General features: G+C 69.5%; 25 protein-coding genes. 19 read left to right on the top strand and 6 right to left on the bottom strand.

The features are described from left to right. Positions 1-54 precede the first annotated feature (54 nt). From KXS11_RS16560 to KXS11_RS16545, 4 genes are read left to right on the top strand one after another with little or no spacing between them, the layout of a single operon-like run. Positions 55-1371, top strand: coding sequence for an L-fuconate dehydratase (locus KXS11_RS16560; protein WP_437386731.1), 1317 nt, complete (start codon positions 55-57; stop codon positions 1369-1371). Then, positions 1364-2317, top strand: coding sequence for an aldo/keto reductase (locus KXS11_RS16555; RefSeq protein WP_437386730.1), 954 nt, complete (start codon positions 1364-1366; stop codon positions 2315-2317). The genes KXS11_RS16560 and KXS11_RS16555 overlap by 8 nt, the downstream gene beginning before the upstream one ends. After that, on the top strand, positions 2317-3171 hold the full coding sequence (locus KXS11_RS16550; protein WP_437386729.1) for an amidohydrolase family protein: 855 nt from the start codon (positions 2317-2319) through the stop codon (positions 3169-3171). Before KXS11_RS16555 ends, KXS11_RS16550 begins: the two co-directional genes overlap by 1 nt. Before the next feature lie 53 nt (positions 3172-3224). Continuing rightward, entirely contained in the window at positions 3225-3641 is a 417-nt protein-coding gene (locus tag KXS11_RS16545) for an RbsD/FucU family protein (RefSeq protein ID WP_437386728.1), read from the top strand. Between the two features lie 70 nt (positions 3642-3711). On the opposite strand, the gene KXS11_RS16540 is transcribed toward KXS11_RS16545, so the two are convergent. Genes KXS11_RS16540 through KXS11_RS16525 form a run of 4 tightly spaced genes read right to left on the bottom strand, consistent with a single transcriptional unit; the run spans position 3712 to position 7302 of the window. Continuing rightward, positions 3712-4122, bottom strand: a complete 411-nt coding sequence (locus KXS11_RS16540; RefSeq protein WP_437386727.1) for a hypothetical protein — start codon at positions 4120-4122, stop codon at positions 3712-3714. Continuing rightward, positions 4119-5213, bottom strand: a complete 1095-nt coding sequence (locus KXS11_RS16535) for a serine hydrolase domain-containing protein (RefSeq protein ID WP_437386726.1) — start codon at positions 5211-5213, stop codon at positions 4119-4121. The genes KXS11_RS16540 and KXS11_RS16535 overlap by 4 nt, the downstream gene beginning before the upstream one ends. A gap of 19 nt (positions 5214-5232) precedes the next feature. After that, entirely contained in the window at positions 5233-5787 is a 555-nt protein-coding gene (locus tag KXS11_RS16530; protein ID WP_437386725.1) for an ArsR family transcriptional regulator, read from the bottom strand. A 54-nt stretch (positions 5788-5841) separates the two neighbouring features. Continuing rightward, the gene (locus KXS11_RS16525; RefSeq protein ID WP_437386724.1) at positions 5842-7302 is read right to left on the bottom strand and encodes an MFS transporter; all 1461 of its coding nucleotides are present in this window, start codon (positions 7300-7302) and stop codon (positions 5842-5844) included. Between the two features lie 236 nt (positions 7303-7538). On the opposite strand from KXS11_RS16525, the gene KXS11_RS16520 reads away from it, so the two are divergent. The 5 genes from KXS11_RS16520 (at position 7539) to KXS11_RS16500 (ending at position 14404) form a co-directional block, all read left to right on the top strand. Then, positions 7539-10139, top strand: a complete 2601-nt coding sequence (locus KXS11_RS16520; protein WP_437386723.1) for an ATP-dependent Clp protease ATP-binding subunit — start codon at positions 7539-7541, stop codon at positions 10137-10139. A 310-nt stretch (positions 10140-10449) separates the two neighbouring features. Continuing rightward, positions 10450-12312: a molecular chaperone DnaK gene (dnaK, locus tag KXS11_RS16515; RefSeq protein WP_437386722.1), complete on the top strand. Its 1863-nt coding sequence runs from the start codon at positions 10450-10452 to the stop codon at positions 12310-12312. Between the two features lie 2 nt (positions 12313-12314). Beyond that, complete coding sequence (locus KXS11_RS16510; protein ID WP_437386721.1) at positions 12315-12959, top strand: nucleotide exchange factor GrpE; 645 nt, start codon at positions 12315-12317, stop codon at positions 12957-12959. Between the two features lie 2 nt (positions 12960-12961). Beyond that, positions 12962-13960: a DnaJ C-terminal domain-containing protein gene (locus KXS11_RS16505; RefSeq protein ID WP_437386720.1), complete on the top strand. Its 999-nt coding sequence runs from the start codon at positions 12962-12964 to the stop codon at positions 13958-13960. A gap of 27 nt (positions 13961-13987) precedes the next feature. Further along, a complete protein-coding gene (locus KXS11_RS16500) occupies positions 13988-14404 on the top strand; it encodes a heat shock protein transcriptional repressor HspR (RefSeq protein ID WP_437386719.1) in 417 nt (138 codons plus the stop codon). Between the two features lie 68 nt (positions 14405-14472). Here KXS11_RS16500 and KXS11_RS16495 read toward each other — a convergent pair whose 3' ends face one another. After that, positions 14473-15321, bottom strand: a complete 849-nt coding sequence (locus tag KXS11_RS16495; protein ID WP_437386718.1) for a VOC family protein — start codon at positions 15319-15321, stop codon at positions 14473-14475. Between the two features lie 103 nt (positions 15322-15424). Between KXS11_RS16495 and KXS11_RS16490 the strand changes: the two genes are divergently transcribed. The 3 genes from KXS11_RS16490 (at position 15425) to KXS11_RS16480 (ending at position 17923) form a co-directional block, all read left to right on the top strand. Further along, complete coding sequence (locus KXS11_RS16490; RefSeq protein WP_437386717.1) at positions 15425-16114, top strand: hypothetical protein; 690 nt, start codon at positions 15425-15427, stop codon at positions 16112-16114. Positions 16115-16232: 118 nt separating this feature from the next. Next, a complete protein-coding gene (locus KXS11_RS16485) occupies positions 16233-16622 on the top strand; it encodes a RidA family protein (RefSeq protein WP_437386716.1) in 390 nt (129 codons plus the stop codon). A gap of 77 nt (positions 16623-16699) precedes the next feature. Then, the gene (locus KXS11_RS16480) at positions 16700-17923 is read left to right on the top strand and encodes a class I SAM-dependent methyltransferase (RefSeq protein ID WP_437386715.1); all 1224 of its coding nucleotides are present in this window, start codon (positions 16700-16702) and stop codon (positions 17921-17923) included. Between the two features lie 33 nt (positions 17924-17956). Here the strand turns inward: KXS11_RS16480 and KXS11_RS16475 are convergent, their stop codons facing one another. After that, entirely contained in the window at positions 17957-18544 is a 588-nt protein-coding gene (locus tag KXS11_RS16475) for an SMI1/KNR4 family protein (RefSeq protein ID WP_437386714.1), read from the bottom strand. Between the two features lie 127 nt (positions 18545-18671). Between KXS11_RS16475 and KXS11_RS16470 the strand changes: the two genes are divergently transcribed. The 7 genes from KXS11_RS16470 (at position 18672) to KXS11_RS16440 (ending at position 26449) form a co-directional block, all read left to right on the top strand. Next, on the top strand, positions 18672-19613 hold the full coding sequence (locus KXS11_RS16470; RefSeq protein WP_437386713.1) for a DUF817 domain-containing protein: 942 nt from the start codon (positions 18672-18674) through the stop codon (positions 19611-19613). Between the two features lie 83 nt (positions 19614-19696). Further along, positions 19697-21394, top strand: coding sequence for a sensor histidine kinase (locus KXS11_RS16465; RefSeq protein ID WP_437386712.1), 1698 nt, complete (start codon positions 19697-19699; stop codon positions 21392-21394). Between the two features lie 114 nt (positions 21395-21508). Next, entirely contained in the window at positions 21509-21793 is a 285-nt protein-coding gene (gene clpS, locus KXS11_RS16460; protein WP_437386711.1) for an ATP-dependent Clp protease adapter ClpS, read from the top strand. Next, positions 21790-22356, top strand: a complete 567-nt coding sequence (locus KXS11_RS16455) for a DUF2017 family protein (protein ID WP_437386710.1) — start codon at positions 21790-21792, stop codon at positions 22354-22356. Before clpS ends, KXS11_RS16455 begins: the two co-directional genes overlap by 4 nt. A 56-nt stretch (positions 22357-22412) precedes the next feature. Continuing rightward, complete coding sequence (locus KXS11_RS16450; protein WP_437386709.1) at positions 22413-23624, top strand: MFS transporter; 1212 nt, start codon at positions 22413-22415, stop codon at positions 23622-23624. Positions 23625-23703: 79 nt separating this feature from the next. Further along, positions 23704-24909: a glycosyltransferase gene (locus KXS11_RS16445; RefSeq protein WP_437386708.1), complete on the top strand. Its 1206-nt coding sequence runs from the start codon at positions 23704-23706 to the stop codon at positions 24907-24909. A 79-nt stretch (positions 24910-24988) separates the two neighbouring features. After that, positions 24989-26449 (top strand): MGDG synthase family glycosyltransferase, encoded by a 1461-nt coding sequence (locus tag KXS11_RS16440; RefSeq protein ID WP_437386707.1) that lies wholly within the window; start codon positions 24989-24991, stop codon positions 26447-26449. The last annotated feature ends 8 nt before the right edge of the window (positions 26450-26457 follow it).

The raw sequence follows: 26457 nt of genomic DNA, 5'->3' as shown, positions 1-26457 counted from the left end.
AGACCAGACATCGGATGTTTATGCTCGCATCACCATCGTAAGGAGCACGCCGACGTGAGTACCATCATCGGATTCGAGACGCACGACGTCCGGTTCCCGACCTCGACCAGCCTCGACGGCTCGGACGCCATGAACCCGGACCCCGACTACTCGGCCGCATATCTGCGCCTCGTCACGGATGCCGACGACGGGCTCGAGGGTCACGGCTTCGTCTTCACCATCGGTCGGGGCAACGACGTCGAGGTCGCGGCGATCGACGCGCTGCGAAGCCACCTGCTCGGTCGGGAGGTCGAGCCGGTCCTCGACTCGCTCGGCGCGTTCTGGAAGGAACTCGTCTACGACTCGCAGCTGCGCTGGCTCGGCCCGGAGAAGGGCGTCATGCACATGGCGATCGGCGCAGTCGTCAACGCGCTCTGGGACCTCAAGGCAAAGCGCGCCGGTCTGCCGCTCTGGCAGCTCCTCGCGAACATGACCCCGGAGCAGCTCGTCGAGCTCGTCGACTTCCGCTACCTGAGCGACGTCCTCACCCCCGAGGACGCGCTCGACATCCTGCGGCGCGCGGAGCCTGGTCGCGCCGCCCGGACCGAGGCGCTCCTCGCCGCCGGGTACCCCGCGTACACGACGACCCCGGGCTGGCTCGGCTACTCCGATGCGAAGCTCGACCGTCTGTGCCGGGAGGCCGTGGCCGACGGGTTCGCGCAGATCAAGCTCAAGGTCGGTGGCAGCGTCTCCGACGACGTCCGCCGACTCGGCATCGCCCGGAACGCCGTCGGGCCGGACATCCGCATCGCCGTCGACGCCAACCAGCGCTGGGACGTCGCCGAGGCGATCGACTGGATGGCACAGCTCGCGCCGTTCGACCCCGCCTGGATCGAGGAGCCGACGAGCCCCGACGACGTCCTCGGGCACGCGGCCATCGCCCGTGGCATCGCCCCGATCCCCGTTGCGACGGGCGAGCACATGGCCAACCGCATCATGTTCAAGCAGTTCCTCCAGGCGGACGCCCTGCAGATCCTGCAGATCGACTCGACCCGCGTCGCCGGAGTCAACGAGAACGTGACGATCCTGCTGCTCGCCGCGAAGTTCGGCGTGCCCGTCTGCCCCCATGCCGGTGGCGTCGGACTCTGCGAGGCGGTGCAGCACCTGTCGATGTTCGACTTCGTCGCCGTCTCGGGCAGCGAGGATGGACGGATGATCGAATTCGTCGACCACCTCCACGAGCACTTCGTGGCCCCGGTCGAGATCGTCGCAGGTCGCTACCGCGCGCCGCTCGTGCCGGGCGGCGGATCGGAGATGCTCGCCTCGTCCATCGCGGAGTTCACGTTCCGAGCCGAGGTTCCAGCCGAGCTGGCATCCACCGCTCATGAGTGAGTTGACCGTACCGCGCCTCGCCTACGGAGCAGCGAACCTCGGCAACCTGTACCGTGCGCTGAGCGACGAGGAGGCCTGGGCCGTCCTCGACGCCGCGTGGGAGAGCGGTATCCGCTTCTACGACACCGCACCGCACTACGGCCTCGGCCTGTCCGAGCGCCGCCTCGGGGCCTTCCTGCAGACCAAGCCGCGCCACGAGTACGTGCTGTCGACCAAGGTCGGCCGTCTCCTCGTGCCGAACCCGGACGGAGAGGGCACCCTCGACACGGCCAACGACTTCGCTGTCCCCGCGACGCTCCGGCGGGAGTGGGATGCGAGTGAGGCCGGTGTCCGACGCTCCCTCGACGAATCCCTCGAGCGGCTCGGCCTGGACCGGGTGGACGTGCTGTACCTCCACGATCCGGAGCGGCACGAGCCCGAGGCGGGCGTCTCGTCGGGCATCCCGGCGCTCGCCGCGTTGCGCGACGAAGGCTTGGTGGGCTCGGTGGGCATCGGTTCGATGGACGTCGGAGCGCTGCTGGCGGCCGTCCGCACGGGGCTCACGGACCTCATCATGATCGCCGGTCGCTACACACTCGCCGAGCAGCCGGCCGGAGCCGAGGTGCTGCCGGCCTGCGTGGAGCACGGGGTCGGCGTCGTCGCCGCCTCGGTGTTCAATTCCGGCCTCCTCGCCCGCGCCGTGCCGGACTCCGGCGGCCGGTACGAGTACGGGGCGGTGCCTGCGGCGGTCTTCGACCGCGCGGTCGAGATCGCGTCGGTGTGCGAACGCTTCGGCGTGGAGCTGCCATCGGCCGCCCTCCAGTTCCCGCTGCGTCATCCAGCAGTGCGGTCGGTCGCGGTCGGCGCCTCGCGCCCTGAGCAGATCGTGCAGAACGTCGAGCGCGCAAGCGCGGTGATCCCGGAGGGCTTCTGGACCGAGCTCGAGCGTGCTGGGCTGCTCGGCTGATGTCCGTGATCGATTCGCACCTGCACCTGTGGGAGCTCGGCGCCGGTGGTTACGGCTGGCTCGATGGCATCACCGGCCCGCTCCACGCGAGCTTCACGGCGGCTGCGGCGCGTGCGGAACTCGACGCGGCAGGAGTGGACGGAGCGATCCTCGTGCAGGCCGACGACACCGCGGACGACACGGCGTTCCTGCTGGCGACGGCCGACACGAACGACTGGGTCATGGGCGTCGTCGGTTGGGTGCCGATCGACGACGGCGCGCGGGCTGCAGCGCTCCTGGATCGGTGGGCCGATCACCCGCGGTTCTGCGGTGTGCGGCAACTCCTGCACGACGATCCGCGCGACGGTCTGCTGCTCACCTCCGACGGGCGCTCGCTCGCGTCGATGCTCGCAGCACGCGGCCTCCCCCTCGACATCCCCGACGGATTCCCGCGCCTGCTCGCCGACGCCACAGCACTCGCCGCGAGCGAGGACGGTCTCACGGTCGTGATCGACCACCTCGGCAAACCACCGGCCAGCACCGAAGGCTTCGAGCGGTGGAGGGCCGAGCTCGCGGCGGCCGCAGCCCTCCCCAACACCGTCGCCAAGGTGTCCGGGCTGAGCACCGCCGATCGTCCGTTCGCAGCGGCCGACGCCCGCCGTGCATGGGAGGTGGCACTCGACGCGTTCGGCCCCCATCGGCTGATGCTCGGCGGCGATTGGCCGATCACCATCACGAGCGGCGGATACGTGCCGGTGTGGTCGGGCCTGTCGGAGCTCGTCGACGAACTCTCGCTGGCCGAACAGCAGTCGCTGCGCGGCGGTACCGCGGCCGCCGTCTACCGACTCGCGCCGCTCGGCGGCCACCGCGCCTGACCGGATCGCAACACCCACCCAGCACACAACGCAACACCGACGAGGAGGTCACGATGTTGACAGGGATCGACCCCATCCTGAGCGGCGAACTGCTGCTGCACCTGGACGCGATGGGCCATTCGGACGCCGTGGTCGTCGCCGACGCCCACTTCCCGGCGGCACGGTTGTCCTCGCGTCTGGTCGTGCTGCCGACGCTCAGCACGCCCGAGGTGCTGCGGGCGGTGCGGACCGTCATCCCGCTCGACGACGAACCCGTGCTCGACCTCATGACGAGTGCCGACGGTACGGTGCTCGATGTCCAGCAGGAGCTGATCGAGGCCGCCGGGACGACGCGGGCCGCGGTGCGGTTCGTGGACCGCTTCGCCTACTACGAGGAAGCGGCGAACGCGTTCCTCGTGATCCGAACGGGTGAGACGCGGAAGTACGGCAACGTCACCCTGCGGAAGGGGCTCGTGGCTCCGACTGCGTGACACTCGGAGATCAGCGCCACAGCAGGTGTTTCGCGAGCACACGTCCTGCTGTGGTGCGGATCTCCGGTGCCTACCAGCAGAGCGCGACGACGGCGGCGCCGACGAGCGCGTAGGCGCCTGCCATGGTCTGACGGCCGCGCGGGTTGGAGGGACCGGTCGACTCCTGCTCGACGCCGTCCGCGTCGAGCGTCCGCTTCGGTTTGGGCGCGTGCCAGGGCACATCCCGCCAGCGGAGGGCTGCACCGGCGATCCCGAAACCGACAGCAGCGACGGCGACCACCCACACCCATGACCACACACCGACCGGCGTCGCGACCGCTCGGACGAGCGCGAGTGCCACGATACTGTCGACAGCGCTCGTGATGAGGTGATACCGGTCGCTCGCCGCCCATCGACCCGTGCTCCAGGCCCTGGAGAGCTGCACACCCACGAAGAACGCGACGACGAGGAAGACGACTGCGGGGATCAGGATGTCCATCATCGTTCCGCTCCGATCCGCTCGAGGAGGGCGACTCCGGCGGCATCGACGGACTCCTGGGTCGCCGAGACGAGGACGACGGCTGTCCCTGCCTCGGGGACGACTCCGATGAACGAGGCGAAGCCGCCGGTCGCACCGTTGTGCCAGACGAGGTCGTCGCCGTCGATCACCTCGCGGTCGGTGATCCAGGCGTATCCGATCTCCGAATCCCCGAGTTCGCGCCGGGTCTCCAGTGCGTCGAGCCCCGGTGTCGAACCGTCCACCAGGCTCTCCGCGAAGGTTGCGAGGTCGGAGATGTTGGAGCGGATGCCCCCGGCCGGTCCGAGGGCCTGGCCCGTCCAGGCTGCCGCCTCGCGGCCGCCAGCGGTCTCGCCGAGCAGGTCGGCTGGGCCGAGTCCGGCGTCGTCGGCGACCGGTGCGGTGGCGGTCAGCCCGAGCGGCTCGGTGATCCGCTCTTGCAGCAGTTCGTCGTAGCTCGTGCCTGACGCGGCACCGAGGGCCGCGCCGAGGAGTTCGAAGCCGAGGTTCGAGTAGGTGCCTGCCGGGGTGTCGAGCGATGCGGCCTTCGCCTGGGAGAGCATCTGCTCGACGGATTCTCCGTAGGGGTTGCTCGTGGTCAGGGCGAACCACGCGGAGGATGCGAAGGTCGCGACGTCGAGGGGCAGGCGGGGGAGCCCGGAGCTGTGCGTCGCGAGCTGTTCGAGCGTGACGTCGGCCACCGGTGCGTCACCGAGGTCGAGCAGGTCCCCGACTCGGGTGTCCGACGTCACGTCACCGCGCTCGATGGCGTCCGCGAGGAGGAGCCCGGTGAACGCCTTGCTGATCGAGCCGATCTCGAATCGGGTGTCGGTATCCGCCCCGATCGTCGCCGTGCGGGTGCCGTCAGGCGAGACGACGACGGCGATGAGGGCCTTCCGATGGTCGCCGGTCAGCTCGCGGACGGTCGCGGCCAGGTCCTGGTCGCCGGTCGCTTCGGCGGGCAGCTTCGACGGGCCGGGGCGGACGGAGAGCCCGATGATCAGGGCGGCCGCCGTGCAGACAGCGGCGACGACGGAGATGGTTCGCGCGGTCCTGGGGCGCTTCGATGGAGACATGCGTGCGGTCCTTTCTCGGTCATTCCATGGCGGCGATGGCGGCGAGCAACGGCACGACCCGCGTCGACGGGATCGTCACGCGGCCTCTGCCGGCGGCCTGCAACCAGCCGGCCGTCGTGAGCACGCGCACGTGGTGGTAGACCTGGCCGGTGGTTCCGATGCCGTCGAGCGCGGCCAGGTCCGTGAGCGCGGTCGTGCCGTTCGCGACGGCGAGGAGGAGGTGCAGGCGGACGGGTGAGCCGATCGCTGCGAAGCGCGCGGCCGTCGTGGTGAGGTGCGAGTCCTCCGCGCCGGTTGCCGCGAGCTCGAGGAGATCGTCCGTCGTACGGGCGTACTGCCACTGCACGGGGCCTGCGGCGGTGCGCACCGAACCGGTGAAGAGCACTGCTCCGTGGTCGAGGTCGGCGGTGCGCTGCTCGAGGCCACGGAGGGCCCAGAACGGCTCGTCGGCGGCGACCGCGGCCCCTTCGGTGGTGCTCGGAGCGGTGAGCGTCGCATCGGACGCCTTCGGGAACACGGCGGCCTCGAGTCGCCGTACCCGTGCCTCGAGGTCGTCCGTATCGCTGCTGGTCATCGCCCCAGTGTATAAATTCCGTAATTACGAAATCAAGCCACGGCAGCGGATCGCCTAGCTCCGGTGCGTGAGCTTGCCCTGCTTCGCGTGCACCGGCAGCAGCAGGCCGAGTCCGATGAGGAGGACCAGCACGATGCCGAGGATGCCCCAGAACTGCTCGCCGCCGAGGGTCACGAACACTGCGAACGCCGTCGGTGCCAGGAACGAGACCGCGCGCCCCGTGGTGGCGTAGAGGCCGAAGACCTCGCCCTCCCGTCCCTCCGGGATGATGCGCGCGAGGAACGAGCGGCTCGCGGACTGCGCGGGGCCGACGAACAGGCACAGCATGAGACCGAAGACCCAGAAGACGGTCGTACCGCCCTCATGGAAGAGGAACACGGCGCTGCCGGCGACGACGAGGCCGATGAGCGAGGCGACGATGACGGGCTTCGGGCCCACCTTGTCGTCGAGGAGGCCGACGGTGATCGTCGCGACGCCGGCGACGACGTTCGCGGCGATCGCGAAGATGATGACCTGACTCGGAGAGAACCCGAACGTGCCCGCCGCCAGCACGCCGCCGAAGGTGAAGACACCGGCGAGCCCGTCGCGGAACACGGCGCTCGCGAGGAGGAAGTAGAGGGTCTGGCGGCTGTCGCGCCAGAGCTCGGCGATGCTCTTCGCGAGCAGCCCGTACGAGGCGAAGAACCCGACATGCGGCTGGGCGACGGCCTTCGGCGCGTGGTACTCGGGCACCGCGAACAGGACGGGGAGCGCGAAGATCCCGAACCAGGCGGCGGAGATGAGCATGGCGACGCGGACGTCCATGCCGTTCTCGCTCGTCACGCCGAACAAGCCGACCTCGGGGGAGATGAAGCCGAAGTACACGATCAGGAGCAGGACGATCCCACCGATGTAGCCCATGCCCCAGCCGAGCCCGGACACCTTGCCGATGGAGGTCGGGGTCGACACCTGCGCGAGCATCGCGTTGTAGTTCACGCCGGCGAACTCGAACACGATGTTGCCGACGGCGAGGAGGACGAGCCCGAGCCAGAGGAAGTTCGGATCCGGTGCGACGAAGAACAGGAGCGCCGTCACGGCGACGACGACGTAGGTGTTGAAGCCGAGCCAGAACTTGCGGCGGCCGCCGGCGTCGGAGCGTTGGCCGACGACCGGGGCGAGCACGGCGATGAGGAGTCCTGCTGCGGCCAGCGCCCAGCCGAGTGACGCCGAGACGGCCGCCTCCTCGCCGAAGGAGCTGCTGGTGAGGTAGACCGTGAACACGAAGGTCGTGACGACCGCGTTGAACGACGCCGATCCCCAGTCCCAGAGGCTCCAAGCGAAGATGCGACCCTTCCGCGCCGACTGCGCCTTCACTGCCGCGACGGTGGAGGTGTCGAGGTCGACGGTCGCCGCCGCCGCATCGGGGCTGACCAGTGGCGGCGGTGGGAAGTTGCGGGGGCGGGCGCCGAGGCGTGGCTCGCCCTCGGTGCCGTTGATGCCGGAGTCGTCGGTGCCGCCGGGCGGAGTCGTGCTCATGGTCTGAGGCTAGTGCCGCCCGGTGAACGGTGGGTAGCGCCTCGCCTGGCCGCACAACTCCTGCAATCCGGGCTGGATCCGGACACGGTGAGCCCGAGCCGCGCCGCACGCGAACCGCAGCAGGAGTTGTGGATGCTGGGGATGTGCTGAGTCGGGATCGGCGACCGGGAATAGGAACGAGGCCGACGCGTTGAACTTGAGCGCAAGACACTCAAGTTTGAATCCAGGAGGTTCACGTGCCCGAAGATCGCACTCCGGACAGCGCCGCTGCAGACGGCGGATCGTCGTCGTTCGACGACTTCCTCGCCCGCTACCTCGAGGGTGAACGGGCTCGTTCCGCCCGCACCATCGACCTCAGCCGCTTCCTCACCGCCCGCACGCAGGAGATCCTGCAGCGCGCCGGCCGCTTCGCCCTCGAACGCGGTCAGAACGAACTCGACGCGCTCCACATCCTGCGCGTCATCGTGAGCGAGGAGCCAGCCAAGGACGCTGTCGCCCGCCTCGGCGTCGACCCCAAGGCCATCGCGCGCGCCGCCGAGCAGCGCCTCCCGCAGGCCTCGTCGCCGAGCGTGAAGGACCCGGCGATCACGCCGTCCGCTCAGCGCGCCCTGTTCCACGCCTACCAGGTGGCTCGTGCAGCCGGCTCGACCTACGTCGACCCCGAACACCTCTTTTTCGCTCTCGTCATCAACCAGGATTCGCCGTCGGGTGAGGTCCTGGCCCGTGCCGGCGTGACCGCCGACGCCCTGACGCAGGGCATGCGGCAGACGATGGGCGACGCCGGCGTGTCGGCCGATGGCGGTGCGGTCGACGATGAGGCCGAGGACGCCGACTCCGACACCCCGATGCTCGACCGGTTCGGCACGGACCTCACGGCGCTCGCCGCCGGTGGATCCCTCGACCCCGTGATCGGCCGGAGTGAGGAGATCGAGCAGACCATCGAGATCCTCTCGCGCCGCACCAAGAACAACCCGGTGCTCGTCGGCGAGGCCGGCGTCGGCAAGACCGCCGTCGTCGAAGGCCTCGCGCAGGCGATCGTCGACGGCAACGTGCCGGAGCAGCTGCGCGAGAAGCGCGTCGTGTCCCTCGACCTGCCTGCCATGCTCGCGGGCACCCGCTACCGCGGTGACTTCGAGGAGCGCCTCACGGGGCTCCTCGACGAGATCGCCGCGAACCGGTCCGAGCTCATCGTCTTCATCGACGAGGTGCACACGGTCGTCGGCGCGGGCGGTTCCGGGGAGGGCGGTATGGATGCAGGCAACATCCTGAAGCCGCGCCTGGCCCGAGGTGAACTGCACCTGGTCGGCGCCACCACGCTCCGCGAATACCGCGGCATCGAGAAGGACCCGGCGCTCGAGCGTCGCTTCCAGCCGGTGCGCATCGGCGAACCGTCGATCGAGGACGCCGTCCTCATCCTCGACGGTCTCCGCGACGCCTACGAGGAGCACCACGCGGTGCGCTTCACCGATGACGCCCTGCGTGCCGCTGTCGAACTCTCGGCGCGCTACCTGCCCGACCGCGTGCTCCCCGACAAGGCGATCGACCTGATCGACCAGGCCGGAGCGCGGCTGCGTCTGCGCCTCGGGAACGCCGTCGACGTGAGTGCCCTCGTCGAGGAGCTCGCGACGCTCGAAGGGGCGAAGAATGCTGCGGTGTCCGCTGAGCACTACGAGGAGGCGTCGCGGATCCGTGACGAGATCACCGCGGTGCAGGCGAAGCTCGACGAGGCGTCGGCGGGCCCAGGCGCCCGCCTCGACAGCAGTGCCGTCGTCGACGAGGCGCAGATCGCGGGGGTCGTCTCCCGTGCCACCGGCATCCCGGTCAGCCGTCTCACCGAGGGCGAGCGCGAGCGCCTCGCCGACCTCGAGGGCGAACTCCACGCCCGCGTCATCGGGCAGCATGATGCCGTCACGGCCGTCGCCAAGGCTGTGCGCCGCAATCGCACGGGCATGGGCGACGCGAACCGTCCCGTCGGCAGCTTCCTCTTCCTCGGCCCCACGGGTGTCGGCAAGACGGAGCTCGCGAAGGCGCTCGCGGGCTCGCTGTTCGCGTCGTCGACGAACTCTGGTGCTGAGAACGTGCTGCGCTTCGACATGAGTGAGTTCGGCGAACGTCACACGGTGTCGCGGCTCGTCGGTTCCCCTCCCGGCTACGTCGGGTACGACGAGGCCGGTCAGTTGACGGAGCGCGTGCGCCGCAACCCGTACTCGGTGGTGCTCTTCGACGAGATCGAGAAGGCCCACCCCGACGTCTTCAACCTGCTGCTGCAGGTGCTCGACGACGGCCGTCTCACCGACGGTCAGGGGCGAACGGTCGACTTCCGCAACACCGTCATCGTGATGACCTCGAACCTCGGATCCGAGTTCCTCGCGTCGCGTTCCGGCGCGATGGGCTTCGTCGCCGGAGGAGCGGACGACCCGACGGGCTTCGGCTCGGAGGAGGCGCTGCGGGCCCGTGTCATGGGCAAGCTGCGTGAGGCCATGCGGCCGGAGTTCCTCAACCGCATCGATGAGATCGTGCTGTTCAGGAAGCTGGACCAGGCGCAGCTCCAGGAGATCGTCGGGCTCATGCTCGGACGCACGACGGAACGCCTCGCCGCCCGCGGTGCCGCGTTCGAGGCGACGCCCGCTGCGCTGGCGTTGCTCGCCGAGCTCGGCTACGAGCCCGAGTACGGTGCCCGCCCGCTTCGGCGCCTCATCCAGCGCGAGGTCGACGACCGCATCGCGGAGCTCGTCGTGGCCGGAGGGGTCGGCGAGGGTGTCGTCGTCCGGGTCGACGCAGTCGACGGCGCGATCGTCGTCACCGAGTCCGCTGCGGACCTGGTGCAGGCCGCGTAGTCGTCGGGAATCGTCGCAACGGGTCCGTGCATCGTGCAGATGCGCGGGCCCGTTTCCCGTCGTGACACCGTCGCAGTCTGGCCATCCGCTGAGAGTTGAGTCGCTGAGGCTCAACTTTCTTGACGAAGGAAATCGCCTTCGGTAGCATTGAGTCATCGAGGCTCAAGTCTTGATGAACCACCAGGAACACCCATCCAATCAGCTCGGTGCCGAGCTCGTCGAATCGGCCGGAAGCGGCAGTGCAGGATCGCCGCAGGCCGGCCGGATCGACGAACTCTGAACCGGCAGCCAACACAAGGAGAACCAACACATGGCACGTGCAGTAGGCATCGACCTCGGTACCACCAACTCGGTGGTCGCCGTCCTCGAAGGTGGAGAACCCACCGTCATCGCCAACGCCGAAGGCTTCCGCACCACCCCGTCGGTGGTCGCCTTCACGAAGGACGGCGAGGTGCTCGTCGGCGAGACCGCGAAGCGCCAGGCCGTCACCAACGTCGACCGCACCATCGCGAGCGTCAAGCGCCACATGGGCACCGACTGGAAGTTCGATGTCGACGGCAAGAAGTACACGCCGCAGGAGCTGTCGGCCCGCATCCTCGCGAAGCTGAAGCGCGACGCCGAGCAGTACCTGGGCGACACGGTGACCGACGCGGTCATCACCGTCCCCGCGTACTTCAACGACGCCGAGCGTCAGGCCACGAAGGAGGCCGGTGAGGTCGCAGGCCTCAACGTGCTCCGCATCATCAACGAGCCGACCGCAGCAGCCCTGGCCTACGGCCTCGACCGCGGCAAGGAGGACGAGCTCATCCTCGTCTTCGACCTCGGTGGCGGTACCTTCGACGTCTCGCTCCTCGAAGTGGGCAAGGACGACGACTTCTCCACCATCCAGGTGCGTTCCACCTCCGGTGACAACCGCCTCGGTGGAGACGACTGGGACCAGCGTGTCGTCGACTACCTGATCAAGCGCTTCAAGGACTCGACCGGTGTCGACGTCTCGGGCGACAAGATCGCGAAGCAGCGCCTCAAGGAGGCCGCTGAGCAGGCGAAGAAGGAGCTCAGCTCCTCGATGTCGACCTCCATCCAGCTCCCGTACCTCTCCCTCACGGAGAACGGCCCGGCGAACCTGGACGAGACGCTCAGCCGCGCGAAGTTCGAAGAGCTCACCCACGACCTCCTCGAGCGCACTCGCAAGCCGTTCAACGACGTCATCGCCGAAGCCGGCGTGAAGGTCTCCGACATCGCACACGTCGTGCTCGTCGGTGGTTCGACGCGTATGCCGGCCGTCGCCGAGCTCGTGAAGAAGCTCACCGGTGGTCAGGAGCCCAACAAGGGCGTCAACCCTGACGAGGTCGTCGCCGTCGGCGCAGCCCTCCAGGCCGGTGTGCTGAAGGGTGAGCGCAAGGACGTCCTGCTCATCGACGTGACCCCGCTCTCGCTCGGTATCGAGACCAAGGGTGGCATCATGACGAAGCTCATCGAGCGCAACACCGCCATCCCGACCAAGCGCAGCGAGACCTTCACCACGGCAGACGACAACCAGCCGTCCGTCGCGATCCAGGTCTTCCAGGGTGAGCGCGAGTTCACCCGCGACAACAAGAACCTCGGCACCTTCGAGCTGACCGGTATCGCTCCGGCTCCGCGCGGTGTGCCGCAGGTCGAGGTCACCTTCGACATCGACGCCAACGGCATCGTGCACGTGTCCGCCAAGGACAAGGGCACCGGCAAGGAGCAGTCGATGACGATCACCGGTGGCTCCTCGCTCGGCAAGGAGGACATCGAGCGCATGGTCCGCGAGGCTGAAGAGCACGCGGCCGACGACAAGGCCCGCCGTGAGCAGGCTGAGGTCCGCAACAGCGCCGAGCAGCTCGCCTACTCGATCGACAAGCTCATCAAGGAGAACGACGACAAGCTGCCCGAGGACGTCAAGACCGACGTCCAGGGCGACGTCGACGCCCTGAAGAGCGCGCTCGCCGGTGAGGACGAGGACGCGGTGAAGACCGCGTTCGACAAGCTCAACGAGAGCCAGGTCAAGCTCGGCGAGGCCATCTACGCTCAGGCGCAGGCAGCCGAGTCGGCCGAAGGCACCGAGGCGCCCGCGGAGGACACCGCGTCCGATGAGGACGTCGTGGATGCCGAGGTCGTCGAGGACGAAGACGACAAGGACAAGAAGTAACCATGACTGACGCGAACCAGAACCAGAACCCGGAAGATCACATCGACCCGGAGACCGGCGAGGTTCGTCAGCCTGGCACCGAGGGGCAGGCCGCAGACGCGGCCGGCCCCTCGGGCGCACCTGCCGCCTCCGCTGACGACTCCGCCTCCGACGAGGAGTTGACCGTCGAGGACATCCTCAACGCCGCTCCCGAGGAGCCCATCCAGGGCGACTTCTCGCCCGCCGAGAAGCTCGCTGCAGAACGCCTCGAGGACCTGCAGCGGGTCACCGCCGAGTACGCGAACTACCGCAAGCGCACCGAGGCCGGCCGCGAGGTGGAGCGCGAGCGCACCACCGGCGAGGTCGCCAAGGTCCTCCTGCCGGTGCTCGACGACCTCGACCGTGCTGAGAAGCACGGCGACCTCGACGGCGACGCCCCGTTCTCCCAGATCGCGGCCAAGCTCCGTGGCGCCGCCGAGAAACTCGGCCTCAAGCCCTTCGGTGCGGTCGGCGAGACCTTCGACCCGAACGTGCACGAGGCCATCTTCCAGCAGCCCACGCCGGGCGCCGAGGGCGAGACCGTCCTCGACGTCGTGGAGACCGGGTACACGCTCGGGTCCACCCTGCTGCGTGCCGCGAAGGTGGTCGTCGCGGTCCCGGCGAGCTAGCCATGGCGAGTCAAGACTGGTTCGACAAGGACTTCTACAAGGTCCTCGGCGTCAAGAAGGATGTGACGGCCGCTGACCTCAAGAAGACCTACCGGAAGCTCGCGCGTCAGTACCACCCGGACTCCAACCCGGGCGATGCGAAGGCCGAAGCGAAGTTCAAGGAGATCAGCGAGGCGCACTCGGTGCTCTCCGACCCGGAGCAGCGCAAGGAGTACGACGCCGTGCGTGCCATGGGCGGTGGGGCACGCTTCACCGCCCCGGGTTCCGGTGGCGGGCAGGGTGGCTTCGAGGACGTCTTCGGCACGATGTTCGGTGGTGGTGCTGGCGGTGGTCGTCAGAGCTACAGCTACCAGCAGGCGCCGCAGGGCTATGAGGACATCCTCGGCGGCATGTTCGGTCAGGGAGGCTTCGGCCAGACGACCGGCGGCTACCGCGGCTACGGCGGGCCGACGCCCGGACGCGACATCTCGGCGCACACGACGATCGACTTCATCACGGCGACCAAGGGAGACACGATCTCCCTGCAGACCTCCGAGGGTCGCACCATCAAGGTGAAGATCCCGGCGGGAGTGTCCGATGGGCAGAAGATCAGACTTCGCGGCAAGGGTCAGGCGAGTCCTGACGGCGGCGAGCCCGGCGATATCGTGGTCACCGTGAGTGTCCGTAAGCATCCCGTGTTCGAACGCGACGGCCTGAACCTCCGCGTGACCGTGCCGGTCACCTTCGTGGAGGCTGCGCTCGGCGCGACGATCGAGGTTCCGACGCTCGGCGGCGACCCCGTCAAGCTGCGGGTCGCCCCGGGTACGCCGTCGGGCCGTGTCCTCCGGGTCAAGGGCCGCGGTGTCGCGACGACGAAGGGCACCGGCGACCTCCTCGCCGTCGTCCAGATCGTCGTTCCCGCACACCTCGGCGGCGAGGCCAAGGAAGCACTCGAACGGTTCCACGAGTTGGAGCCGAAGGACAACCCGCGCGACGAACTCCTCGCACGGGCAAAGGGTTAAGCGGAAGCACACGGAAGGGTAGGGAGCATGGACGAGCGGTCGCCGATCTTCGCCATCGCGATGGCGTCCGAGCTCGCCGGGCTCCACCCGCAGACGCTCCGGCAGTACGACCGTCTGGGACTCGTGTCCCCGACGCGTACTGCCGGAAAGTCGCGCCGGTACTCGATGCGCGACATCGCCCAGCTGCGTGAGGTCGCCCGGTTGAGTGCCGAGGGTGTCAGCCTCGAGGGCATCTCCCGAATCCTGACGCTGGAGAACGAGGTCGCGTCCCTCCAGGGCCGGGTGCGCGAACTCGAGCACGCCCTCGCTGACGCCCTCCTGCGCTCGCCCGGCAACCGCGTCTTCGCAGCCGGCATGGAGGGCGGCGTCGTACCGCTCCGCAGCGGCACTCGCACGCGTCGTCGCACCGAGGTCGTCGTCTGGCGCCCTGCCGAGCACAACTAGAGATCATCAGAACGCGCCCGGCGTCGTCATTCCCTCTGAATGACGACGCCTGGCGCGTCTGTGAGGGCCTAGCGGTCTGAGGGCGCGAACTGGCTCGCCCGGACGATCGCGCCCTGGGGGTCTCGGAGGAGGACGTCCTTCGTCCAGCGGTTCTGCTCGACGCCCAGCACCTCCGCCCCGAGAGCGACGGCGCGCTGCTGGGTCTCATCGCGATCCGCGATGGCGAACACGACCTGCCAGTGCGGCTCGGAGGAGCCTGCCGGGAGGATGCTGCCGATGACGTCGACGAACCCCTCCGGTGCGACGCCCGCCTGGCGCTCGAAGATGTCGGGATCACTCGTCGCCGCCAGGTGCTCGCCATAACCCGGCACCTGGATCACGGTCGCGAAGCCCATGTCGACGAACCGCCAGGGGAACACCTGTCGGTAGAAGTCCTGCGACGCAGCGAGGTCGGCCGCGTGGAGGTCGCTGAAGTTCCAGCCGCCCGGCACGTTCACGGCCTGGGCGCCGAGCCGCCACTTCGCCTGCCAGAGGCAGAACCGCACGCCGGCCGGATCCAGGCACACGGCGCTGATGCCGGCCTCGCCGGCAGGCGTCGGGGGGTCGATGATCGTGCCTCCCGCAGCCAGTACCGCTGCGCAGGTGGCCTCGATGTCGTCGACGGCGACATAGGTGTTCCATCTCGCGCGCACCGCGGCGTCGCCATCGGTGTCTTCAGTGCCGAGCTCGCCGAACCCGGCGACGTCTGCGCCGTCGAGCTTCGCGATGACATAGCGGAGCGGCGCCTGGGGTGGCGTCGCCTGCTCGAACGTCCAGCCGAACAGGGCGCCGTAGAAGGACATGGCGGCGTCGAGCTCGGACGACTCGAGGTCGATCCAGGAGGTGACACCCAGCGGGTAGCTTCGTGGTTCGCTCATGCGCAAACGCTACGCCCGGCCGCCGACACCGGACAGAGGGACATCGCGCACCCGCCCGAGGTTGAGCGGGTCCGTGCGCCCGCTTGCCGCGTAGGGTTGGAGCATGACCGCCCCGACCGGATCGCTGACGCCCGGGACGCCCCTGCCCGGAACGTCAACCCCTGAGGCGAGCCGAGGCGAGACGGCGCCCGCGACCGCGCGTCGTCGTCGTGGGGCGAGGCTGGCCGGGGCGCTCGCGTACCCGCTGATGTACTTCGGCGTGATCGCCGCGGTGCTCCCGCTCATCGCCCTCGTCGTCATCGGCGCTCCCGTGCTGTTCGGTGTGCTGTTCGGTGCGGGCGAAGCCGAGTGGGTCGACGGCTTCGCACGGGCGTTCGGATTCGTGCTGCTGTTCCTGTCACCGCCCTTCGGCGTGTGGGTGTGGGGCTACGTGGCGGTCGGCGTCGTGGCGTTCCTCGGCGGTGTCGCACTCAGCCTCCGCCTGCTGCGCACCCACGGTGTGAAGCGGGCCGGCGCGGTGACGCACTGGGGGATGTGGGCGACCGTGCCGTTGCAACTCGTGTTCGCGCTCATCAGCGTCTTCATCGTGTTCGGCGCGATCGCCTCGGTCCGCGCCGACGACGCGAGCGGCATCGAGACGGTGCGGGCCTTCGGGCAGGGGATCGCGATCGCGACCGTCGTGAACCTGTTCGTGTCCGCCGGGCTCGGCGCCCTGATCTTCCCGGCGGTGCTGCGGGCCGTCAAGGCGGAGAAGCCGAGCAGGGCCTCTCGACGAGCCGGCCGCTCGGCCTGAGCCGTCCGTTCGCCCACCTTCGAGCAAACGAGGCCTGGTTCGCCCCGATCAGGGGCGGACGAGCGGCGGATGCGTCGGAGGTCTAGCCATCCGGAACGCACGCGCGCATCATGGAGGGATGGAAGAGGCGATCAGTGTCGACCCGGCCGGCATGTACCGGAGTCCTGCGTTCGCGCAGGGGATGATCCTGCCGGCGGGACGCACCCTGTACGTCGGAGGGCAGAACGGTGTCGACGCCGAGGGGAGGTTGCTCGACGGCCTCGGACCGCAGACGGAACAGGCGCTCCGCAACGTGCTCACGGTGCTCGCAGAGGCGGGTTCCGGCCCTGAACACGTCGCCAAGCTCACCATCTACCTCGCCCCGGGCATCGACCCGAGTGACGGCTACGCGGCGACGGCGACCGTGTGGGGCGGCCGACGCACGGCCGTCACCGTGCTGGCCGTCTCGCCCGCCCGTCCGGGCGCGCTCGTCGAGATCGACGCCATCGCGGCTGTTCCGAGCCCGTAGCGCCGAGCGCGGACGTTCCTCCGTCGCCAGGCGGGACGACGGAACGGGCACACTGGACAGGTCGTTAGGCTGGGACGATGCCCGAGTTCTCATTCGACGCACTCCGCCGCCACCCCGACCACGAGGCAGCCAACCTCTTCGCCTCCGACGCGACCGACCGCCTCCTGCTCGACGAAGCAGCAGCGGCGCTCGCAGCTGACGCCCTGCTCGGATCAGGCGGCGACGCTCCCGCGCCCGGCAGCGTGGTCGTGATCGGCGACCACTACGGGGCGCTCACACTCGGGGCCGTCGCGCTCCTCGGAGCCACCGATGTGCGCGTGCACCAGGACGCCCTCGTGGGTGAACGGGCGCTCGCCGCCAACGCGAAGGCCTTCGGTCTGGGCCGCACGTACCGCACCCTCCCGCTCGGTGAGGACGTGCTGTCGGGGGCGACGCTCGTGCTCGTCCAGCTGCCGAAACACCTCGACGCCCTTGCGGAGATCGCCTCAGCCATCGCACGCTGGGCCGCCCCCGAGGTGCGCGTGTTCGCCGGCGCCCGGGTCAAGCACCTGACGCCCGCGATGACCGAGGTACTCGAGCGCAGCTTCGGCACGGTCACGGCGAGCCTCGCCCGTCAGAAGTCCCGGGTGCTGCGAGCCAGCGACCCCATCGCGACCTCTGCCGCCCCGGGTGCCTCGGCCTCCGCCGACGACCCGGATGCGGCGGGCGGCGCCGAGGCAGTCACGCTCCGCAGCGAGCGTCACGACGACGTCGGACTGACGATCGTCGCGGCGGGTGCGGCCTTCGCCGGAACCAAGCTCGACATCGGCACCCGCTTCCTCCTCGGATACCTGCCGGAGATCGTCCCCGACGCCGAGGTCGCGATCGACCTCGGTTGCGGCACGGGCGTCCTCGCGGTGTCGCTCGCGCAGGCGAGACCGGACATCCGTGTGATCGCGACCGACCAGTCGGCGTCGGCGGTCGCCTCGACCACCGCGACGATCGCCGCGAACGACCGCGATGACCTGCGTCTCGCCGAACGCATCACGGTGGTCCGCGACGACGGGCTGTCGGTCCAACCCGACGCCTCGGCCGACCTCATCGTCCTGAACCCGCCGTTCCACACGGGCACCACCGTGCACACGGGTGTCGCCCTCGACCTCTTCGCCGACGCCCAGCGCGTCCTGCGACCCGGGGGAACGCTCGCCGTCGTCTGGAACTCCCACCTCGGGTACCGCCAGGCGCTCGAGCGCATCGTCGGCCCGACCGAGCAACTGGGCCGCAACCAGAAGTTCACCGTCACCGTCTCGCGCCGGCGCTAGACGGTCCTTCCCCGGCCGCGACGGCGTCGACGGTCAGGTCGTCGCCTCAGGATCGAGCCACAGACCCTCTTCCTCGTCGACGGTGAACTCCCCGGCCTCCAGCCGCCGTGCCAGATCGGTCAGCCACGCCCCGTAGGACTGTGCGACGGGCACCGGCGTCGGGCCGTCGACCGGCCACCAGATCACTTGACCGCGCTCACCGTTCGGGAGCGGGTCGAGGTCGACGACATGGCCAAGGCCCTCGGAGTCCGTGAATCGGAGCCATCCTCGGCTGTTCGGTATGGTGCGGACCCGGTCCGGCGTCATCCAGGAGTAGTCGGTCGAGTCCACGTCGTCGCCGTGGACATCGATGCGCATCTGGTGGTCTTCGAGCATCGCGTCGACGCTGAGGAATGTCAGGTGGTCGTACACGTCGAGCAAGCGCGTGGGGTTGTCCTGACCGTCATGGATGCGCAAGCTCGCGATCAGCGCCTCGGGGAGCGGGCCGACCTCGTGTTCCAGACGGGCGATGGTCGCATCGCTCGCCCCGGGCCGCAGGGTCGGCAGCACCTCTGGCAGGTGCTCCGCGAGCACTCGCTCGATCGTCGTCCATGCCTGGGTGATCTCTTCCAACTCGGTCATCCGACCCACCTTTCCTCCCCCTCCATCCTGCCGTCTGAGCGCGCTCAGTGCACGGCCTCGCCCGCGCACGGCGGAGCTGACGGGGGATGCCCGGGTTCCGCGCTCCCGCCTCACGTATGCTGGCCCGATGCCCGAGCCGACCACGCCCGCCGAGCTGCCCCCGCGGGCGGCCGCACCGGCGGATCGGCACGAGCTCACCGCCGTCGAACGGTGGATCGACAGCCGTGCGAACCGGCTCCTGCGCGACGCTCCTTCGGGTGGAGGCCGCGCGAGACTCGTCGAGTTCCTCGTGTTCGGGGCGAAGCAGGCGTGGGCGTGCATCTTCGGCGCCGCCATGCTCGTCGTCATCGTCGCCGCCAGGCTCTGGTACCCGGACGACGTGTGGCTCGCCCGCAACGACGCCCTCGTCATCGCGGCGATCGCCATCCAGGTGGTGATGATCGCGACACGGCTCGAGACGGGCCGCGAGCTCTGGGTGATCGTCCTGTTCCACATCGTCGGCACCGGCATGGAGCTGTTCAAGACCGGCGTCGGTTCGTGGGAGTACGACGGCGGGGGAGTGCTGCACCTCGGCGCCGTGCCGCTCTACACGGGCTTCATGTATGCGGCGGTCGGTTCGTACATGGTGCGGGTGTACCGACTGTTCGATCTCCGGTTCGACCGCTATCCACGGGTGTGGCTCACGACGCTGATCGCGGCCGGCATCTACGTCAACTTCTTCAGCCAGCACTACATCGTCGACCTCCGCTGGGTGCTGCTGGCCGCGGTGCTCGTCGTGTTCGCCCGCACGATGATGCACTACCGGGTGTTCCGTGGCACCCACCGCATGCCTGTGTTGCTCTCATTCCTGCTCGTCGCATGCTTCATCTGGATCGCCGAGAACATCGGGACGGTCACGGGCGCCTGGCTCTACCCCAACCAGGAGGACGGCTGGCAGCTCGTCCCCCTGACGAAGCTCGTGTCGTGGTTCCTGCTCATGATGATCTCCGTGGTCATGGTCACCTGGGTGTATCCGCCGAAGCCTCCGATCGAACGTGACGCCCCAGGCGCCGCTCTCCGCCGGGTCTGAGCGCACGACGGCACGCCGGTCACCCGGTACAGTTCGGGATGACCGCCGTGACTGAAACGGCCTCGGCCCGATCAGGAGCGACGATGGCAGAGCGACGAACAGTGCGTCCCGTCCCCACGGTCGACGCCGCTGCCACCTCCGGGATCACCGTGCCGCCTGCCGCCGTGGCCCCACCGCGTTCGGCCCACCTGTTCTCGGGCGCGCAGTTCGCGTTCATCGCGACGGTGCTCCTCCTGGGGGGCTACCTCGCCTTCACCGACTGCTGGACGCTCCTGTCACCGGAGTTCCTCCTGGGCCTCGCCCTCACTGCCGCCGCGACCTCGCTCCTGTTCGCCGTGCCGAGCTCGGGCGGGCTGCGCGGTCTGCTCGTGCTCGTGCCGACGATCGACATCCTCGCGGTGGCGTTCTTCCGCGACACCATCCCGAACCTGCCCACTTCCGGTCTGTTGATCGTCGTCCCGGTGTTGTGGCTCTCGGGCGGGTTCGGCGTCTCGGCCGTCCCCGTCGCCGTCCTCGGGACCGTCTTCACCTCGCTCATCCCGGTCGCCCGCTCGGGTTCGTGGCCGACCACCCCGGGAGGGTGGGGTGCGATCCTCCTCATCCCGGCACTCGTGCTCGTCATCTCCGTGACCGTCTACCTCGGGGCGCGCCAGCTCCGCGCGCACGAGGACCGGGCACGCATCGCCCTCGCGGCAGCAACGGAGGCGGCGGCGGTGGCGACGACGGTCGCCGAATCGGTCGACGCCGCCGTCGCGTTCTTCCGCCCGGACGGCACGGTCGCCCTGCGGAACCAGGCCACGTACGAGCAGGCGGAACTGGCCGGATACGACCGCGCGACGAAGTCCGGCGTCCACGTGTACGGACCCGATCGACGAACGAAGATGCCGGCGGCCGACCAGGTCGTGAACCGTGCGTTGCGCGGCGAGAGCTTCCGTGGGCAGTTGTACTGGATCGGCGAGCCGGGGAACCAGCGGGCGCTCATCGGCAACGCCCGCCAGGTGCACACCGCCGACGGAACGTTCGTCGGCACCATGACGGTCGGCCACGACGTCACCGACCTCGCGAACGCCGTCGCGGTGCGGGAAGAGTTCCTCATCGCCGTCTCGCACGAACTGCGCACGCCGCTCACCTCGATCATCGGCTACCTCGACCTCCTGTCCGAAGGGCACGACCTCCAGGCGCTCGGGCTCGATCGCGAGGTCGCGACCATCCAGCGCAACGCGGAACAGCTCTACGCGATCATCGGCGACCTGCTCGCTGCGGGTGACGCGGAGATGCGGGTGCGGATCGGGCGGGTCGACCTGGCGGCGGTCGCGCGCGAGAGCGCCGCCGCGATCCTGCCGCGTGCGTCAGACGCCGGCGTGGCCGTGCGAACAGAGCTGCCCGCTCTCGTCGAGCTCGACGGCGACGCCGGGCGACTCCGCCAGGTCGTCGACAACCTGTTGTCCAACGCGGTGAAGTACACGCCGAGCGGTGGGCGGGTGACACTGACGCTCACCGTGACCGGCGACGCCTGCCAACTGGACGTCGTCGACACCGGCATCGGGATCTCGCCGGACGACCAGCGCCAGCTCTTCGACCGCTTCTTCCGTGCGCGTGCGGTTCGCGATGACGCGCTTCCGGGCGTCGGCCTCGGCCTGTCGATCGTCAAGTCGATCGTGGAGGCGCACGAGGGGCGGATCGGCGTCGCGAGTCGGGCGGGGCGTGGCTCGACGTTCACCGTGGTGCTGCCGCTGCGTCAGTCGCGGACCGTGGCGGGCGGGCCGTCGATGCCGATCTGAGTGTGCGCCGTCGCGCGGAACCTCACCGGCGACGTGCCGGACTGGGCGCTGGACACGTTCGAGGTCGGCCGTTCCACTCGCCCCGGACACAGCGAGACGTGGCAGGCTTGAGGGATGGCGCAGATCCTCGACCAGCCGATCGTCGACGAGACGACGCTCACGATGCAGCCCTGGGTCACCATCGTGTGGAACGACCCGGTGAACCTCATGTCGTACGTCTCGCTCGTCTTCCGCAGCTACTTCGGCTACACGCACGAGGAAGCCGAACGACTCATGCTCGCGGTACACCACGAGGGTCGGGCCGTCGTCGCGACCGGCAACCGTGAGGCGATGGAGCGGCACGTCGAGGCCATGCACGGCTACGGGCTCTGGGCGTCGATGGCGAAGGCCGACGCGTGAGCGCGTTCGTCCGACCCGCCGAGGGACCCGTCGTGCTGCGGCTCGACGAGCAGGAGACCTCCATCCTGAGTCAGCTCGCCGAGCAGCTCGTGGAGATGCTCGAAGACGCGACCCGAGCAGGCATCGCAGCGGCCGTGCAACTCGACCCCGCGATGGCGCGGCTCGTCCCTGAGGGCTACCGCGACGATCCGGAGGCGGCTGAGGAGTTCCGTCGATTCACCGCAGACGACCTCGTCGGCGGCAAGGTGAGCGCCGCGCAGACCGTGCTCGACGCGCTCACCGCAACCGGGCGGGACGCCCAGGCACCCGGAGACATCCCGCCGGGCCATGAGGACGGTGCTGCCGTCACGCTCGCTGGCGACACCGCGTGGACCTGGCTCCGGTTCCTCAACGACACACGGTTGACCATCGCCGCCCGCCTCGGCATCGATGACGACACCGAGCCGTTCGAGCCCCCGCCCGCGAGCGACGACGACGAGCAGGACCCGCAGTTGATGATAGCGATCTACGCCTGGCTCGGCTACCTGCAGGAGTCGATCGTCGCCGTCCTCGACGAGGCCTGAACAATCACCTGCGTCATGCGGTGAAAGGGGAGCGTTTCGCCCAATAGGGTCGAGGTATGAGTACGCGCGCCGGCCAGGCGATCCCACGTCCGGCGCTGTCCGGCCCGCTGCGCCGTCGACGGGCGGCGATCTTCCTCTTCATGCTGACGATCGGCATCGGCCTGTCGTCGTTCATCGTGCGCACGCCCGCGATCCGCGACCTCGTGCATGCGAGCACGGCCGAGATGGGTCTCATCCTGTTCGGCATCTCGGTCGGCTCGATGACCGGCATCCTCAGCTCGGCGGCACTCGTCCGGCGCTTCGGTGCGCGCCGCCCGATCCTCTTCGGCGGTGCGTCGTTCATCACCGGCCTCGTGCTGCTGTCCGTCATGGCGAGTGCGGGCCAAGGGGTCGGCGTGTTCCTCGGACTGATCGGGATCGGGCTCGGCTTCGGGCTCGCGGAGATCGCGATCAACATCGAGGGTGCGGCCATCGAGCACGCCTCCGGCCGCTCGATCCTGCCGGTGCTGCACGGCTGCTACAGCCTGGGCTCCGTCATCGGGGCCGTCGCAGGCATCGTGCTGACGGCGATCGCGTTCCCGGTGTGGATCCACCTGCTCGTCGTCGCGGGTATCGCGATCGCCGCGATGGCCTGGGCGATCCCGAAGGTCCCCTCGGAGACCGGACGCCAGGCACCGGGCACCGGGGGAGCGCCGGGTATCCGCGCCCAGCTCGCGGTGTGGAAGCAGCAGCGCGTCGTCTTCCTCGGCCTCATCGTCCTCGCGCTCGCGCTCGCCGAGGGCGCGGCCGGAGACTGGCTCCCGCTCATCATGGTCGACGGGCACGGTACGACCGCGGCCGTCGGGTCGATGGTGTTCGCGGCCTTCGCGCTCGCGATGACGATCGGTCGCTTCTCCGGCGAACCACTCATCGACCGCTTCGGCAAGGCGATGGTGCTCCGCGTGAGCGCCCTCGTGTCGGCCGTCGGCATCGCGCTCGTCATCTTCTCCGACAACGTCGTGGTCGCAGGGCTCGCGGTCGTCCTCTGGGGTCTCGGTGCCGCGCTCGGCTTCCCCGTCACCCTGTCGGCCGCGGGGGAGAGCGACGACCCGACGACGACCGTCGGCGCCGTCGCCTCCGCCGGGTACGTCGCGTTCCTCGTGGGGCCGCCGCTGCTCGGGTTCATCGGCGAGCATGTGGGCCTCCGCGGTGCGATCGTCGTCGTGCTCGTCGTCGTGTTCGCCGCGTCGTTCCTCACGAACGCCGCGAAGCCGTCCCGTACTCCCTGAGTCGCCCGGAACGGTTCGAACATCGCCGGAAAACGCGCAGTTCCGGGCGACTCAGTGAGGGCGGGTAGCCTTGGGGACCATGCACATCCTCGTCTTCAGCGACCAGCATCCCGAGTCGTCCGGCGGGGCGCAGGTGTCGATCCGACTGCAGCGCCGGTTCCTCGAAGCGGCAGGTCACACCGTGACCGTGTGCTCGCCGCGCATGCACCAGGCGCACGACGACGACCCGAACTACCTCGACACCCCCTCCATGCCGATCACGCTCGACCGCGAGTACGCGATGACGGTCCCGGGGCGCCTCACCGACCGCTGGCTCGACGCCCGGCTGGCCGCGCTCCCGCCCGTCGACGTCGTGCACGTGCAGGCCGACTTCTGGCAGGCCATCACCGCCTACCGGTATGCCGAACGCCACGGCATCCCCGCCATCCACACCATGCACAACCGCATGGATGTCGGTATCGAGGAGACGATGCCGGCGCCCCAGCTCGTCATCGGTGCCTTGAGCTGGTGGCAGCACCGGGTGCTGAAGCCGCGGCTCTCCACGCTGCCGACCGGCGTCTGGGCGTACCTGCAGGAGTTCGCGAAGCGTGCGGCGGTCGTCATCGCGCCCTCCCACCACTTCGCGCGGGTGCTCCGGGAGAACGGCGTGACGGGTGACGCAGAGGTGCTGTCGACGGGCGTGGACGACGCCGTCCTCGACGAGATCCTCGCCGAACGCGCTGCGGAACCGACCGCACCGCACAGCCTGCCGTCGTTCGTCTGGATCGGGCGGTTCAGCCACGAGAAGCGGCTCATGGAGTTCCTCGAGGCAGTCCGTCTCGCGAGGGTCGACGCGGTGTTCCGCCTCTACGGCGCGGGGCTCCTGCTCGGGAAGGCGCAGGCGTTCGTGGCCGAGCACGACCTCGCGGACCACGTGGTCTTCGTCGGTCGCGTCTCCTACCAGGACTCGCTCCGTGCCATCGCCGACGCCGACGCCCTCGTCCAGACCTCGATCGGCTTCGAGACCCAGGGCATGACCGTCTTCGAGGCTGCCGCGCTCGGCACCCCGCCGATCGTCAGCGACCCGAACATCGCGGCCGAGCTTCCGGCGGAATCGATCTGGCAGCCCGCCGACGGCAGCGTCGAGGCGCTCGCAGAGGCATTGCGCCAGGCGGTCGCCGAGATCGTGTCGGGCACGGCGCCGGTCGTGGCGCCAGAGCTCGCGCACACCCTCCGGCAGTCGACGCAGACGACCCGCCTCATCGCCTTGTACGAGGCGGCGCTCGGCGGACCTGGATCCGAATAGCCGCACCCGCACCACCGACCGTCCACGACGGCATCCGCCCACACGGCTGGTGGGGAGGGCCGCCCAGTAGCATCACTGCATGGGGACGACAGCAGCGACAACCGGGAACAACCACGGCGCCGAGCGCGTCCTGATCCTCTCGGCCGGAGTCGGATCAGGGCACAACAGCGCCGCAGCGGCGGTCCAGCAGGCCTGCGAGGGCCGCGCGGACATCGCCGAGGTCCAGGTGCTCGACGTCCTGCAGGCGAGCACCTCGCTCTACCGCGACGTGCTCGGCAAGGGCTACTTCGTCCTCGTCGAGGAGACCCCGTGGCTCGTGGAGTGGGGCTACGACCTGAGCGACGCCCCGTTCCGGCGCCGAGGACCGCTCGACCCGTGGACGCAGGCGAACGCGATGCCCGTCGTCAGCGCGATCAAACGCTTCCAGCCGACGGCGATCGTGTGCACGCACTTCCTGCCCGCCCAGCTCGTGGCGACGCTGATCATCCGTGGTTCGATCGACGCCCGGACCGCCGTCGTCACGACCGACTACGACTTCCAGGGGTTGTGGCTCACGAGCGCCTTCCACAAGCTCTTCCTCGCGAGGGAGGAGGGTCGGGTCCAGCTGACCGCCCTCGGGCTGCCGGTCGACCGGGTGGCGGCGACCGGTATCCCGATCAGACCGCAGCCGGTCGAGGTGCCCGAACGGGATGCCACGGCGCCGCCAATGCTGCTGATCTCGGCCGGCGCGTCGGGTGGCGACTACGCCCTTGCCGTCGTGCGCCAGACGATGCACCTGCGTTCGTCCTTCACCGCCACCATCGTCTGCGGACGCAACGACGAACTGCGTCGGAGCATCGAGAGCGTCGTCGGGTCGGACGATCGCTACACGGTGCACGGGTTCACGACGGAGATGCCGCAGCTGCTGCGTCAGGCGGACCTGTTCGTCGGCAAGCCGGGTGGACTGTCGGCGTCGGAGTGCATGGCGGCCGGGCTGCCGATGGTGCTCGTGAACCCGATCCCCGGGCAGGAGGTCCGCAACGGCGACTACCTGATGGAGCAAGGGGCGGCGGTCCGCTGCAACACGGCTGCCACCATCGGCTGGAAGATCGACCAGATCCTGCAGGAACCGGGCAAGCTCCAGCGGATGCAGGAGGCGGCACGCAGGGTCGGTCGACCGGACGCGGCTCGCGACGTGGTCTCGTGGCTGCTCGACGGTCCCGCGCGGCCGCTGATCGTGACGAGGGCGGCGCAGAAGACGATCTTCAGTGCGAGCGCCAGGCGCATCGTCGCGAGCGACCTCACGGGTTCCGGCGCGCTCGCGAGGCTCGTCGACCCGGCGGACGACAGCACGGTCGCGCTGCTCCGGGCCGAGGAGGTCGACGACCTGCAGCACCGCTACGCGCATGCCGACGGCGGGCTCCTGCTCCGACGCGACGAGTCGATCGTCACGCTGCGCCGCCGGACGGAGCGGCTCCTGCGTGCGGTGCTGCGGGGCGACGAGACGCTGCGGGTCCGCGTCGAGCCCCTCGGGACGTCGTCGGTACCGACGCCGGAGTAGTCGAACGC

It is taken from the genome of Plantibacter flavus (assembly GCF_051487245.1).
Classification (GTDB): domain Bacteria; phylum Actinomycetota; class Actinomycetes; order Actinomycetales; family Microbacteriaceae; genus Plantibacter; species Plantibacter flavus_B.
Note: the sequence above shows the minus strand (reverse complement) of the source record. Positions and strands in the feature narration are given on the sequence as shown.